10 protein-coding genes and 1 pseudogene are annotated in these 13,429 nt (G+C 70.8%); all 11 read right to left on the bottom strand.

The window, feature by feature from the left end:
* A pseudogene (locus ACFV3E_RS05510) lies at nucleotides 1–565 on the bottom strand (hypothetical protein); the annotation flags it as partial.
* A 154-nt stretch (nucleotides 566–719) separates the two neighbouring features.
* Nucleotides 720–2,645 carry a TIGR03960 family B12-binding radical SAM protein gene (locus ACFV3E_RS05505; RefSeq protein WP_500369571.1) on the bottom strand — a complete coding sequence of 642 codons (1,926 nt, stop codon included), beginning with the start codon at nucleotides 2,643–2,645 and terminating at the stop codon, nucleotides 720–722.
* A gap of 133 nt (nucleotides 2,646–2,778) precedes the next feature.
* Nucleotides 2,779–4,314 carry a CYTH and CHAD domain-containing protein gene (locus ACFV3E_RS05500; RefSeq protein ID WP_500533496.1) on the bottom strand — a complete coding sequence of 512 codons (1,536 nt, stop codon included), beginning with the start codon at nucleotides 4,312–4,314 and terminating at the stop codon, nucleotides 2,779–2,781.
* 60 nt (nucleotides 4,315–4,374) lie between these two features.
* On the bottom strand, nucleotides 4,375–5,571 hold the full coding sequence (rodA, locus tag ACFV3E_RS05495; RefSeq protein WP_500533495.1) for a rod shape-determining protein RodA: 1,197 nt from the start codon (nucleotides 5,569–5,571) through the stop codon (nucleotides 4,375–4,377).
* Nucleotides 5,568–7,778, bottom strand: a complete 2,211-nt coding sequence (gene mrdA, locus ACFV3E_RS05490; protein ID WP_500533493.1) for a penicillin-binding protein 2 — start codon at nucleotides 7,776–7,778, stop codon at nucleotides 5,568–5,570. The genes rodA and mrdA overlap by 4 nt, the downstream gene beginning before the upstream one ends.
* Before the next feature lie 85 nt (nucleotides 7,779–7,863).
* The gene (gene mreD, locus ACFV3E_RS05485; protein WP_500533492.1) at nucleotides 7,864–8,472 is read right to left on the bottom strand and encodes a rod shape-determining protein MreD; all 609 of its coding nucleotides are present in this window, start codon (nucleotides 8,470–8,472) and stop codon (nucleotides 7,864–7,866) included.
* Nucleotides 8,469–9,416 carry a rod shape-determining protein MreC gene (gene mreC / locus ACFV3E_RS05480; RefSeq protein WP_499511876.1) on the bottom strand — a complete coding sequence of 316 codons (948 nt, stop codon included), beginning with the start codon at nucleotides 9,414–9,416 and terminating at the stop codon, nucleotides 8,469–8,471. The genes mreD and mreC overlap by 4 nt, the downstream gene beginning before the upstream one ends.
* A 122-nt stretch (nucleotides 9,417–9,538) precedes the next feature.
* Nucleotides 9,539–10,558 carry a rod shape-determining protein gene (locus ACFV3E_RS05475; protein ID WP_500533698.1) on the bottom strand — a complete coding sequence of 340 codons (1,020 nt, stop codon included), beginning with the start codon at nucleotides 10,556–10,558 and terminating at the stop codon, nucleotides 9,539–9,541.
* Nucleotides 10,559–10,873: 315 nt separating this feature from the next.
* Entirely contained in the window at nucleotides 10,874–11,287 is a 414-nt protein-coding gene (gene ndk, locus ACFV3E_RS05470; protein ID WP_431963871.1) for a nucleoside-diphosphate kinase, read from the bottom strand.
* 96 nt (nucleotides 11,288–11,383) lie between these two features.
* Entirely contained in the window at nucleotides 11,384–11,719 is a 336-nt protein-coding gene (locus ACFV3E_RS05465; RefSeq protein WP_499511878.1) for a DUF4233 domain-containing protein, read from the bottom strand.
* A 24-nt stretch (nucleotides 11,720–11,743) separates the two neighbouring features.
* Entirely contained in the window at nucleotides 11,744–13,228 is a 1,485-nt protein-coding gene (gene folC / locus ACFV3E_RS05460; RefSeq protein WP_500533697.1) for a bifunctional tetrahydrofolate synthase/dihydrofolate synthase, read from the bottom strand.
* Between the last annotated feature and the right edge of the window lie 201 nt (nucleotides 13,229–13,429).

Below are 13,429 nucleotides of genomic sequence, written 5' to 3'. Positions count from 1 at the left end.
CCGCCAAGGGCACCACCAGCAGCACCCGTACCGCCCACACCGCCCCCGCGCCGGCCGCCCGCCCCAGCGGGACGAGCACGTACCGCCACAGCGCCACCACCGGAATCACGACCAGCACGGCGACCACCCACGCCACGGCGACCCCCACGGCCCGCCCGACCGGCACCAGCACGTACCGCCACAACGCCACCACCGGAACCACCACCAGGCAGTGGACCAGCCACACGACGGCACGCCCCAACGGCACCAGCACGCACCGCCACAACGCCACCGCCGGAACCACCACCACGTACCGGACCAGCCCCCGCACCACCCACACCCCGGCACGCCCCACCGGCACCAGCACGTACCGCCACAGCGCCACCGCGGGGGCGACCACCAGCACCCGGCCCAGCCATCCCCCGGCACGGCCCAGTGCCCGGCCCGCAACCCTCAGGGCGTCCCACGCCATGCGCAGCGGTAGGACCACCACCAGCGCGACGATCCGCGCCGGCATCCTGATCGCCACCGTCAGGCAGCCGTCCCCGTTCCCGCCGTACCCACCGGCGTCCCCCCGTTCCTGCATGCCCGAACGTTACGCCCGGAAGCACGCCTTCCCCCCGTCCGCCGGCATACGGGGTCAACCGCCGTGCGGCGACGCGGGTCTGACGGCCGTTCCGCTCCCCCGTACGCACGAAGGCCCCCCGCCGTCCGGCGGGGGGCCTCGTGTCCACGACGGGCTACTTCACGACGGTCAGCGGGAGCAGCTTCTTCCCCGTCGGACCGATCTGGATGTGGGTGTCCATCTGAGGACACACCCCACAATCGAAGCACGGCGTCCAGCGGCAGTCCTCGACCTCGGTCTCGTCGAGGGCGTCCTGCCAGTCCTCCCAGAGCCAGTCCTTGTCGAGGCCGGAGTCCAGGTGGTCCCAGGGCAGGACCTCCTCGTAGGTGCGCTCGCGCGTGGTGTACCAGGCGAGGTCGACGCCCTGCTCCGGGAGCGCCTTCTCGCACATGCGGATCCACCGGTCGTACGAGAAGTGCTCGCGCCATCCGTCGAAGCGGCCGCCGTCCTCGTAGACGGCGCGGATGACGGCGCCCACGCGGCGGTCGCCGCGGGAGAGCAGGCCCTCGATGATGCCCGGCTTGCCGTCGTGGTAGCGGAAGCCGATGTTGCGGCCGTACTTCCTGTCGCCGCGGATGGCGTCGCGCAGCTTCTCCAGGCGGGCGTCGGTCTCCTCGACGCCGAGCTGCGGGGCCCACTGGAAGGGGGTGTGCGGCTTGGGCACGAAGCCGCCGATCGACACCGTGGCGCGGATGTCGTTCTGGCCGGTGACCTCGCGCCCCTTCTGGATGACGTTCTTCGCCATGTCGGCGATCTGCAGGACGTCCTCGTCGGTCTCGGTGGGCAGACCGCACATGAAGTAGAGCTTCACCTGGCGCCAGCCGTTGCCGTAGGCGGTGGCGACGGTGCGGATCAGGTCCTCCTCCGAGACCATCTTGTTGATGACCTTGCGGATGCGCTCGGAGCCGCCCTCCGGGGCGAAGGTCAGACCCGAGCGGCGGCCGTTGCGGGTCAGCTCGTTGGCCAGGTCGATGTTGAAGGCGTCGACGCGGGTGGAGGGCAGGGACAGGCCGATCTTGTCCTCCGTGTAGCGGTCGGCGAGGCCCTTGGCGACGTCGGCGATCTCGGAGTGGTCGGCGGAGGACAGCGACAGCAGGCCGACCTCCTCGAAGCCGGTGGCCTTCAGGCCCTTGTCGACCATCTCGCCGATGCCGGTGATGCTGCGCTCGCGCACCGGGCGGGTGATCATGCCGGCCTGGCAGAAGCGGCAGCCGCGGGTGCAGCCGCGGAAGATCTCCACGGACATGCGCTCGTGGACCGTCTCCGCGAGCGGGACCAGCGGCTGCTTGGGGTACGGCCACTCGTCGAGGTCCATGACGGTGTGCTTGGACACCCGCCACGGCACGCCGGAGCGGTTGGGGACGACGCGGGCGATCCGGCCGTCGGCCAGGTACTCCACGTCGTAGAACTTCGGCACGTACACCCCGCCGGTGCGGGCCAGCCGGAACAGCAGCTCGTCGCGGCCGCCGGGGCGGCCCTCGGCCTTCCAGGCACGGATCACGTCGGTGATCTCCAGGACGGCCTGCTCGCCGTCGCCGATCACGGCGGCGTCCAGGAAGTCCGCGATGGGCTCCGGGTTGAAGGCCGCGTGGCCGCCGGCGAGCACGATCGGGTCGTCCTCGGTGCGGTCCCGGGCCTCCAGCGGGATGCCCGCGAGGTCCAGGGCCGTGAGCATGTTGGTGTAGCCGAGCTCCGTGGAGAAGCTGAGGCCGAAGACGTCGAAGGCCTTGACCGGGCGGTGCGCGTCCACGGTGAACTGCGGCACGCCGTGTTCGCGCATCAGTGCCTCGAGGTCCGGCCACACGCTGTAGGTGCGCTCGGCGAGGACCCCCTCGCGCTCGTTCAGCACCTCGTAGAGGATCATGACGCCCTGGTTGGGCAGCCCGACCTCGTAGGCGTCCGGGTACATCAGGGACCAACGGACGTCGCACTCGTCCCAGGGCTTGACGGTGGAGTTCAGTTCCCCGCCGACGTACTGGATCGGCTTCTGCACATGCGGCAGCAGGGCCTCGAGCTGGGGGAAGACCGACTCGACAGGCATCAGAGGTGTCTTTCGTGAGCTGGCAAGGGTGACCATTCAGCGTAACGCGTCACAGAGGGCTTCCCGGCCGCGTCCGCGCGGCCGCCGGGCGCTGCGGGACGCGGCGGCGCGGTGGTGGCCGTCCCGGGCCGGCTCAGCCGGCCAGCCTGCCGCGGTCGGCCTGGGGCCACTCCTTCGGGAGCTGCCGCTCGGCGGCGGCGGCGCGGTCGCGTTCCAGCTGGTAGAGCACGCCGTACGCGAAGGTGTCCTCGCCGGCCTCGCGGGCGTCCGAGGCGAGGCGGAGGACGGCGTCGCGGCAGATGACGCTGTCCTGGTGCTCGCCGAGGAGCTGCTGGACGGCCTTCATGCGCTGGGTGTGCTTCTTGGCGGGCTTGCGCAGGGCCGGGACGGCCCGGGCCGCCTCACTGCTGTAGCGGGCCCGTTTGGCGGCCTTGCGGGCGTCGTGGAGGACGAGGTCGCGCTCGTGGCCGGGTTCCATCTCCAGGGCCGACTCGACGCGGGTGCGCAGCCGCCGGTGGTCGCGGCGCACGGCCTTGGGGACGGCGTCGGCCGCGGGGGCCGCGGCCGCGCCGAGCAGGGGCGGGTCGGCGAGCAGTGACTCCAGGGTGTCCAGGAGCCGGAAGTAGCGCCTGCCGCCGAGTTCGCGCAGGAGTTCCTTGCGGGCGCCCTCGTGGACGGGGGCGTCGCCGCCGATGCGCGCGGTGAGGACCTCCGTGACGAGTTCCTCCGGCAGTTCGGCCTCGCGGTCGCGGAGGCGGTCGGCGAGGACCTCGCGGTCGCGTTCCAGGCCCAGCACCGCGGCGAGCCACTTCAGCTCCTCGCCGATGGGGTCGGTCGCCTCGCGGTCGAGTTCGCGGCGGAAGGATTTGAAGGCGCTGCGCAGCCGCCGGGTGGAGACCCGCATCTGGTGGACGGAGTCCGGCTCGTCGCGGCGGACCTCCGGGTCCCAGCCGGTGATCGCGGCGACCTGCTGGTGCACGTAGGCCAGGGCGGCGTCCCCGGCGGTGTCGGTGGAGGACGGCGGCTGCGGCGGCCCGGGTGCGTCGGCCAGGCGCTCGCCGAGGGCGCGGGCGAGCTTCGAGGGGGACTTCGAGCGCCGCAGGCCTGCCGCGCGGAGCCGCTTCTCGACGGCGTCGAGGAGGGCGGTGTCGCCGTCGATGAGTTCGGTCTCGACCTCGGTCCAGGCGGTCTCCGAGCCGTCGCCGTGGTCGAGGAGGGTGGCCCGGACGTGGTCGTGGGCGATCTCCACCAGGGGTGCGCCCCCGGCGTCGACGAGGTGCACCCGCTTGCGGGTGTTGCGCAGCCGGACGACCGGGACGAGTTCGCGGTCGCGGACGATCGCGGCGACCTCGGCGAGCAGGGACTTGGGGACCCTGGGGCCGCCCTTGCGGCCCTGTTTGCCGAGGGGCGCGTGCACCTCGGTGCGGGTGTCGGCCTGTGAGCTCGGCAGTTTCAGGTGCCAGCCGGCGTCGTCGCCGCCGGTGCGGCGCCGCAGTGTGATCTTGTGGGTGGCCAGCCGCAGGTCGGTGGTGTCGACGTAGACGGCGTCCAGTTCGGCCGGTTCCAGGACGCGTACCGCCGCGACCCCGGGCAGGCCTTCGAGGTCGGGCTCACCGGTCTGCTCGGCGGCTTCGTACTTGCGCTCGGTCTCCGCGACACGCTTCCCCATGTCAGGAACCTAATCGCGGGTTCGCCCGGCCGCAATGGTGCGTTCACCCGGTGGGCGGGATCAGGCCGACATGGGCCGCTTCATATGGATGGCCTGCAGCAGCCCGATGGCGATCCAGACCGCGAACATCGACGATCCGCCGTACGAGACGAACGGCAGCGGCAGACCCGCCACGGGCATGATGCCGAGGGTCATGCCGATGTTCTCGAAGGACTGGAAGGCGAACCAGGCGACGATGCCGGCCGCGATGATCGTTCCGTACAGGTCGGTGGCGTTCCGGGCGACGCGGCAGCCGCGCCACATGATCACGCCCAGCAGCACGATGATCAGGGCCGCCCCGACGAAGCCGAGCTCCTCCCCCGCCACGGTGAAGACGAAGTCGGTCTGCTGCTCGGGCACGAACTGCCCGGTGGTCTGGCTGCCGTCGAACAGGCCCTTGCCGAGCAGCCCGCCGGAGCCGATGGCGATGCGCGCCTGGTTGGTGTTGTAGCCGACGCCTGCGGGGTCGAGGGCGGGGTTGGCAAAGGCCGCGAAGCGGTCGATCTGGTACTGGTCCAGGACGCCGAGCTGCCAGACCGCGATGGCGCCGCCGGCGCCCGCCGTGATCAGGCCGAGGACCCAGCGGTTGGAGGCGCCGGAGGCCAGCAGCACGCCGAGCACGATGACCGCCATCACCATGACCGAGCCGAGGTCGGGCATCAGCATGACGATCGCCATCGGCAGTATGGCGAAGCCGAGCGACTGGGCGACCGTGCGGTGGTCGGGGAAGAGCCGGTCGCCCGCGTCGACGCGGGCGGACAGCATCATCGCCATCCCCAGGATGATGGTGATCTTGGTGAACTCGGACGGCTGCAGGGAGAAGCCGCCGCCCAGCACGATCCAGGCGTGCGCGCCGTTGACCGTGGACCCCAAAGGGGTGAGGACCGCGGTCACCAGCAGCACCGAGATGGCGTAGAGCACCGGCACCGCGCCCCGCAGCCGGCGGTGGCCCAGGGCCACGGTGCCGGCGGCGAGGGCGAAGCCGATCGCGGTGTTGAGGATGTGCCGCAGCAGGAAGTAGTACGGGTCCCCGTGGGTGAGCTCGGTGCGGTTGCGCGTGGCGGAGAACACCAGCGCCGTACCGATCAGGGACAGCGCGAGGGCGGCGCCGAGCAGCAGCCAGTCCATCCGGCGCAGTATCGAGTCCCGGGCCAGGAGCTTGCCCAGGGTGCCGCGTTCCGGGGTGAAGCGACGCATCGCGTAGCCGTGCGCGCTCATGACCAGTACCTCCTGCCCAGCAGGAGCTTCTCGGTGCGCTCCGGGGGCAGCGCGGCGGCGGCCAGCGCCGTGTCCCGCGGCGCGGAGGGCGCCTGCGGCACGTCGGCCCAGGAGGCCTTGGTGATCTTGATGGCGCCGTCGGAATCGATCTTCGGGAGCTTGCTCAAGGGGCGCGGGAGCAGCGCCTTCTTGTTGTCGATCGACCCGTCCTTCTGGACGCCGTACATGGCCTCGTAGATCTTGCGGACGGCCGGACCGGAACCACCGGAACCGGTACCACCCTGGGAGATCGTCATGACGATCGCGTAGTCCTTGCTGTACGTCGTGAACCACGACGTGGTCTGCTTGCCGGCGACCTCCGCGGTACCGGTCTTGGCGTGCAGGGCGATCCTGTCCTGCGGCCAGCCGCCGAACCGCCACGCGGCCGTACCGTGCGTGACGACGCCCTCCAGGGCCTCGTTGATGTACTTCAGCGTGTTCTTGGTGGCCGGCGCGTGCCCGTTCACCTTCGGCTTGATCCGGGTGACCTTCTTGCCGTCGGCGCTGATGATCGCCTTGCCGATGGTGGGCTGGTAGAGCGTGCCGCCGTTGGAGATGGCCGAGTAGATGTTGGCCATCTGGATCGGGGTGACGAGGGTGTCGCCCTGGCCGATGGCGTAGTTGACCGAGTCACCGGCGCGCATCACGTAGCCGTCGACGCAGTTCTCGCGCGCGATCTGGCTCGCGTAGTCCTGCTTGTCGCTCTTGGCGACCTTGCACCAGTAGTTCTTGTTGGCCTCGTAGTAGTCGCGCTTCCACTGCCGGTCCGGGATCCGGCCGGTCACCTCCGAGGGCAGGTCGATGCCGGTCACCGAGCCGAGGCCGTACTGCTTGGCGGTCTTGTAGAACCAGTCCTTGGGGTGCTTCTTGGGCTTGGTGCCGCCGTCCTTCAGCCACTGGTCGTACGACAGGCCGTAGAAGACGGTGTCGCAGGAGATCTCCAGGGCGTGGGCGAGGGTGATGGAGCCGGCGCTCTCCCCCTCGAAGTTGTTGAAGACCCGTCCGCCGATGGTCATCGACGACGGGCAGGGGTAGCGCCCGTTGATGTCGTAACCGGCCTGCACGGCGGCCGAGGTGGAGATCGCCTTGAAGGTCGAGCCGGGGGCCGACTGACCCTGTATGGCCCGGTTGAGCAGCGGGAAGTTGGACTTCTTGCCCGTCAGTTTGGCGTAGTCCTTGGCGGAGATGCCACCGACCCAGACGTTCGGGTCGTACGTGGGCGCGCTGGCCATCGCGATGACCTGGCCGGTGTGCACGTCCATGACGACGACCGCGCCGGAGTCCGCCTTGTAGAGGCTGCCGGTGACCTTGTCGAAGGTCTTCCGGGCGACCTTGATCGCCTCGTCGAGCTCCTTCTCGGCGACCCTCTGGACGCGGGCGTCGATGCTGGTGACCAGGTGGCTGCCGGGCTCCGCGGCGGTCTCGCCCGCCTTGCCGATGACCCGGCCGAGGTTGTCGACCTCGTAGCGGGTGACGCCGGCCTTGCCGCGCAGCTCGCTGTCGTAGGTGCGCTCCAGGCCGGAACGGCCGATCTGGTCCGAGCGCAGCAGGGACTGGCCCTTCTTCTCCGCGGTGGTCAGCTCGTCGTCCGTGACGGGCGAGAGGTAGCCGAGGACCTGGGAGGTGTTGGACCCGAACGGCGAGGTGTAGCGGCGCACCGCGGTGGGCTCGGCGGTGATGCCGGGGAAGTCCTCACGGCGCTCCATGATCTGCAGCGCCTGCTGGGTGGTGGCCTCGTCGGTGATCGGGATCGGCTGGTACGGCGAGCCGTTCCAGCACGGCTTGGGGGTCTGCGAGTCGCAGAGCCGGACCTTGCCCAGGACCTCTTCCGGCTTCATGTGCAGCACGCCGGCGAGCCGGGTCAGCACCGCCTTGCCGTCGTCCTTCTGCTTCAGCAGGTCGGTGCGGCTCGCGGAGACCACCAGCCGGGTCTCGTTGTCCGCGAGCGCCACGCCCTTGTCGTCCAGGATCGACCCGCGGACGGCGGGCGCGACGACCTCCTGGACGTTGTTGCTGTTGGCCTGCGCCGTGTACTCCTGGCCGTTGCGGATCTGCAGGAACCACAACCGCCCGCCGAGGGTGAACAGCAGGGACAGGACGAGGATCTGCAGGACCACCAGCCGGATCGTGACCCGCGGCGTCCGCCCCGTCTCGGGGATGTTGCTCACGCCGCCACTCCCGCTTCTCCGCCCGCTCGGCGCGACAGCGCGCGCTTCGTCGTCGGCCGCTGCCCGGCGGCCTCGCGTGCGTCGGTCACAACCGCCGCCCTCCCTTGGCGACGCTCCCCACCCTGCCCAGAAGGCTCGAGCGCTGGCCGCCGATGCGTGCGCCGAAGCCGGGGCCGGAGGAGTCCTCCCCGAGCGGGTCGCCCTGGAACCTGCGGGCCAGTGCCATGATCCACGGCACGGTGAACGGCGCGAGCAGCAGGTCGTACAGGGCGGCGGTGAACAGCAGCTTGCCCAGGCCGACGTGCTGGGCCGCGGTGTCGCCCACGAGGGCGCCCACGGCCGCGTACAGCACCGTGGAGCCGATGGCGGCGCCCACCACGACCAGCATCGGCCTGGTGGCCGACCGCAGCTGGCCGCCGTCGGGCTTGACCAGGCCCGCGATGTAGCCGACGACGCACAGCACGAGGGCGTAGCGGCCCGCGGCGTGGTCGGCGGGCGGGGCGAGGTCGGCGAGCAGGCCGGCGCCGAAGCCGATGAGGCAGCCGGCCACGTGGCCGTACGTCAGCGCGAGGCCGAGGACGACGAGCAGCAGCAGGTCGGGGACGGCGCCGGGCAGGTGGAGGCGGGCCAGGACACACACCTGGACGACCATGCCGGCGACGACGAGGCCGGTGGCGAGCAGCGCGCGCTTCATCGGACCTCCTCCTGTCCGTAGAGCGAGGACTGAGAGGGGCTCACACTGGGCGTCGCCGTGACGGTGACCGTCGGGACCGGCTTCGGCCCGGCGGGCAGCACCGAGTCACGCGGGTCCTTGCGCGGGCCCTGGACGACGACGCCGACGATGTCGAGCTTGGTGAAGCCGACGAACGGGGTGACCTCGACCGTACGCGTGAGGCCGCCGCCCGCGGGGTCGACCTTGGCGACCGTGCCGACCGGCACGCCGGGGACGAAGGGCTTGTCTGCCTGCGAGCCGAAGGTGACCAGCCGGGAGCCCTTCTTCACGTGGGCCTTGCCGTTGAGGAGCTGCACCCGCATCGGCCGGTTGCCCTGGCCGGTGGCGAAGCCGAGCTCGGAGGACTTCTCCAGCCGGGTGCCGACCGTGAAGTCCGGGTCGCAGGCGAGCAGGACGGTCGAGGTGGAGGGGCCGACGGTGGTGACCCGGCCGACCAGTCCGTCACCGTTGACGACCGTCATGTCGCGCTGGATGCCGTCGTTGGCGCCGGAGTCGATGGTGACCGTCCAGGAGAAGCCCTGGGCGGCTCCTATCGCGATGACCTGCGCGCCCTTGACCCGGTACTGACCGGCTCCGGCGAGCTTGAGCAGCTTGTCGAGTTCGCGGGCCCGCTCGCGCGTGACGTCCTTGCTGCCGAGCTGCTGCTTCAGCTCGGCGTTCTCCCGCTCCAGTTCGCTGATGCGGCTGCTGCGGTCGCCGGAGTCGCGTACCGCGTCCACCGCGTTGTCCACCGGGTCGACCGCGGCCGCGACCCCGTCCTCGACGGGGCCGAAGACGGCGGCCGCGGCGGACCGGGTGCCGTCGAGCGGTGAGTCCTCACCGCCGCGGATGTCGACGGTGATCAGCGCGAAAGCGATCGCCACCAGCAGTACCAGCAGAAGCCGGCTCTCTCGTGTGTCCCTCACGGGGGCCAGTCCGTGCCTTCCTCGTCAGAGCGTGTGAGCCCGTGGGCCCGATGGGCCGTGCCGGGAGGTAGAACGATCCGGCGTACCGGCGGGACTTCACCCGTACGACGGATCGTGAGGACTCATCTGCGCGGCTGCGCGTCCAGGACCTGCTGCAGCGCCTCGAACTCCTCGACGCACTTGCCGGCCCCGAGGGCCACGCAGTCCAGCGGGGACTCGGCGATGTGGATCGGCATGCCGGTCTCGTGGCGCAGCCGTTCGTCCAGACCGCGCAGCATCGCACCGCCGCCGGCCAGGACGATGCCGCGGTCCATGATGTCGCCGGACAGCTCGGGCGGGCACTTGTCGAGGGTCGTCTTGACCGCGTCGACGATGGCGTTGACCGGCTCCTCGATCGCCTTGCGCACCTCTGCGGCGGAGATCACCACCGTCTTGGGCAGGCCGGAGACCAGGTCGCGGCCGCGGATCTCGGTGTGCTCCTCGTTCTCGGCCGCGAAGGCCGAGCCGATGGTGAGCTTGATCGATTCCGCGGTGCGCTCGCCCAGCAGGAGGCTGTACTCCTTCTTGATGTGCTGGATGATCGCGTTGTCCAGCTCGTCACCCGCCACCCGGATGGACTGCGCGGTGACGATGCCGCCGAGCGAGATGACGGCGACCTCGGTGGTGCCGCCGCCGATGTCGACGACCATGTTGCCGGTCGCCTCGTGGACCGGGAGCCCGGCGCCGATCGCGGCGGCCATGGGCTCCTCGATGATGTGCACCTGGCGCGCGCCGGCCTGGGTGGCGGCCTCGATGACGGCGCGGCGCTCGACTCCGGTGATGCCGGAGGGCACGCAGACCACGACGCGGGGGCGCGCCAGGTAGCGGCGCTTGTGGATCTTGAGGATGAAGTAGCGCAGCATGCGTTCGGTGATCTCGAAGTCCGCGATCACCCCGTCCTTGAGAGGACGGACCGCGACGATGTTGCCGGGGGTCCGGCCGATCATCTTCTTCGCTTCGGAGCCGACCGCCAGGATGCCGCCCGTATTGGTGTTGATGGCGACGACGGACGGCTCGTTGAGGACGATCCCGCGACCCCTGACGTACACCAGCGTGTTGGCGGTGCCGAGGTCGACAGCCATGTCACGGCCGATGAACGACATGTTGTTCGCCATGAGGATACGTCTGGCCTTCCCGAGCTGGAGCGATGTGGGGGTGAGCACGGCGGATGCGCTGCTGTGCGCTGAGCCGGAGGTGCGGAGATTCCATGGTAGTCGCGCCCGAACGGGCACGGGGTCAGGGTTCCGCCGCCATTGTCATCAGAACACACAGCTGTCCTCTGCAATGGTGACGCCGTGTCGGCGGAATTGGTTCCCCCGAAGTCCCGGCATATGCCTGCGGGCGGCCGGGAAATTTCCGGCCGCCCGTTGAGCTGATCGGGCGTCAGCAGTGAATTCAGGGCGAATCGTCGCGGAGGATCAGGCCAGGCCGGGGAAGAAGATCTTGATCTCGCGCTCGGCGGACTCCTCGGAGTCCGAGGCGTGGATCAGGTTCTCCCGGACGATCGTGCCGAAGTCGCCTCGGATCGAACCGGGGGCGGCGGCGATCGGGTCGGTCGGGCCGGCCAGCGCGCGCAGTCCCTCGATGACCCGCTCGCCCTCGACGACGAGGGCGACGGCCGGGCCGGAGGCCATGAACTCCACCAGCGGCTCGTAGAAGGGCCGGCCGACGTGCTCGGCGTAGTGCTGTTCGAGGATCGCGCGGTCGAGCGTGCGCAGTTCCAGCGCGGTGATGCTCCAGCCCGCCTTGCGCTCGATGCGGCCGAGGATCTCGCCGACCAGGCCGCGACGTACGGCGTCCGGCTTGAGAAGGACGAGGGTGCGCTGGGACACGGTGTGACTCCTATGTGCGGGGTGCGGGTACGACGACATTACCGGTGATCCCCACGACCCACGGCACCCCCTCGGCCCGGGGCACGACGCGTGCGATCAGGCCGGCTGCGCGGCCCGTGCCGCCTTGGCCTCGTCGACCTTCCGGCCGAAGTGGACGGCGGCCCACCACAGGGCGGCGAAGACCGCGCCGAGGAAGAACATCACCGGGACGGCGAAGCCGCTCACGATCAACCCGGCCTGCAGCAGCCAGCCGACGGCCAGCCCGCCGCGCCGCCCGAGCATGCCGCACAGCAGCACGCACAGGGCCATGGCGATGCCGCTGACCGTCCACACCGTGCCGGCCGTCAGCTCCGGCTGCTTCATCGCCACCAGACCGGCGAAGCCGATCACGAAGAACTCACCGATCAGGGTGCTCGCGCACAGGGTCCGCATCCGCTTGGCTTCGCTTCCCGCTCGTCACTTCCGGCCCAGCAGCAGCCGGGCCTCTCCCACGGTGATCACCGAACCGGTGATCAGCACCCCGGCGCCGGAGTACTCCCCCTGATCCTCGGCGAGCGTCACGGCCGCCTCGATCGCGTCGTCCAGCCGCGGCTCGACCTGCACACGCTCGTCGCCGAAGACCTCGACCGCGAGCGCGGCTAGCTCGTCCACGTCCATGGCGCGGTGGGTGGAGTTCTGGGTCACCACGACCTCGGCGAAGACCGGCTCGAAGGCCTCCAGCAGCCCCCGTACGTCCTTGTCGCCGCTCGGCCCGACCACGCCCACCAGATGGGTGAAACCGAAGGCCTCGCCCAGCGCGGCGGCCGCCGCCCGGGCCCCCGCCGGGTTGTGCGCCGCGTCCAGCACCACGGCGGGGCTGCGGCGCACGACCTCCAGCCGGCCCGGCGAGGTGACATTGGCGAAGGCGGTGCGGACGGTGTCGACGTCCAGGGTGCGGGCGTGCAGGGTGCCGATGCCGAAGAAGGCCTCCACCGCGGCGAGCGCCACCGCCGCGTTGTGGGCCTGGTGCTCACCGTGCAGCGGCAGGAAGACCTGCTCGTACTCCCCGCCCAGACCGCGCAGGGTCAGCATCTGCCCGCCGACGGCCACCTCGCGGTGCGTGACGCCGAACTCCATGCCCTCCCGGGCGACCGTCGCGTCCACCTCGACGGCCCGCTTCAGCAGCACCTGGGCCGCCTCCACGGGCTGCTGGGCCAGCACGGCGGTGGCGTCCTTCTTGACGATCCCGCTCTTCTCCACCGCGATCTCGCCGGCCGTCTCGCCCAGGCGGTCGGTGTGGTCCAGGTCGATCGGGGTCACGACGGCGACCGTGCCGTCCACCACGTTGGTCGCGTCCCAGCTGCCGCCCATGCCGACCTCGACGACGGCCACGTCCACCGGGGCGTCGGCGAAGGCGGCGTACGCCATGCCGGTCAGCACCTCGAAGAACGACATCCGGTACGGCTGCGAGGCGTCCACCATCTCCACGTACGGCTGGAGGTCACGGTACGTCTCGATGAAGCTCTCCGGCGCGATCGGACGGCCGTCGAGGCTGATCCGCTCGGTGACGGACTGCACGTGCGGGCTGGTGTAGCGGCCGGTGCGCAGGTCGAAGGCGAGCAGCAGCTGCTCGATCATGCGGGCGGTGCTGGTCTTGCCGTTGGTGCCGGTGATGTGGATCGAGGGGTAGGAGCGCTGCGGCTCGCCCAGGATGTCCATCAGGGCGGTCATCCGGTCCAGGGACGGCTCCAGCTTCGTCTCCGGCCAGCGGCCCGCCAGCTCCGCCTCGACCTCGCGGAGGGCCTTGTCGACCTCCGGGTCGGCGGGGCGGGCCGGGACGCCGTCGTCCTGCGGCACCGGTCCCCCGGCCCGGAGGGTACGGCTGCCCGCCTCGATCACCGCCAGGTCGGCCTCGCGGCCGGGGTCGATGTCGGCTTCGTCCTCGTCGCCGCCCAGACCCATCGCGGCCAGCGGGTCGGAAAGGGGCTCGTCGTTCTCGGGGCGCGGGTTGCTCACGACCACATTGTACGAAGCGGCCAGGTGGATCCGGGTTGTGGGGGGGGGGGGGGGCGGGGCCCCCCCCCCGGGGGGCGCCGGGGGGGTATTAAAAAAAACAACCCCCCCACAACCGGAATAAAAAAGGGTGGTGGGTTGTGGGGGTTT

Source organism: Streptomyces sp. NPDC059718, assembly GCF_042733315.1.
GTDB lineage: Bacteria > Actinomycetota > Actinomycetes > Streptomycetales > Streptomycetaceae > Actinacidiphila.
Note: the sequence above shows the minus strand (reverse complement) of the source record. Positions and strands in the feature narration are given on the sequence as shown.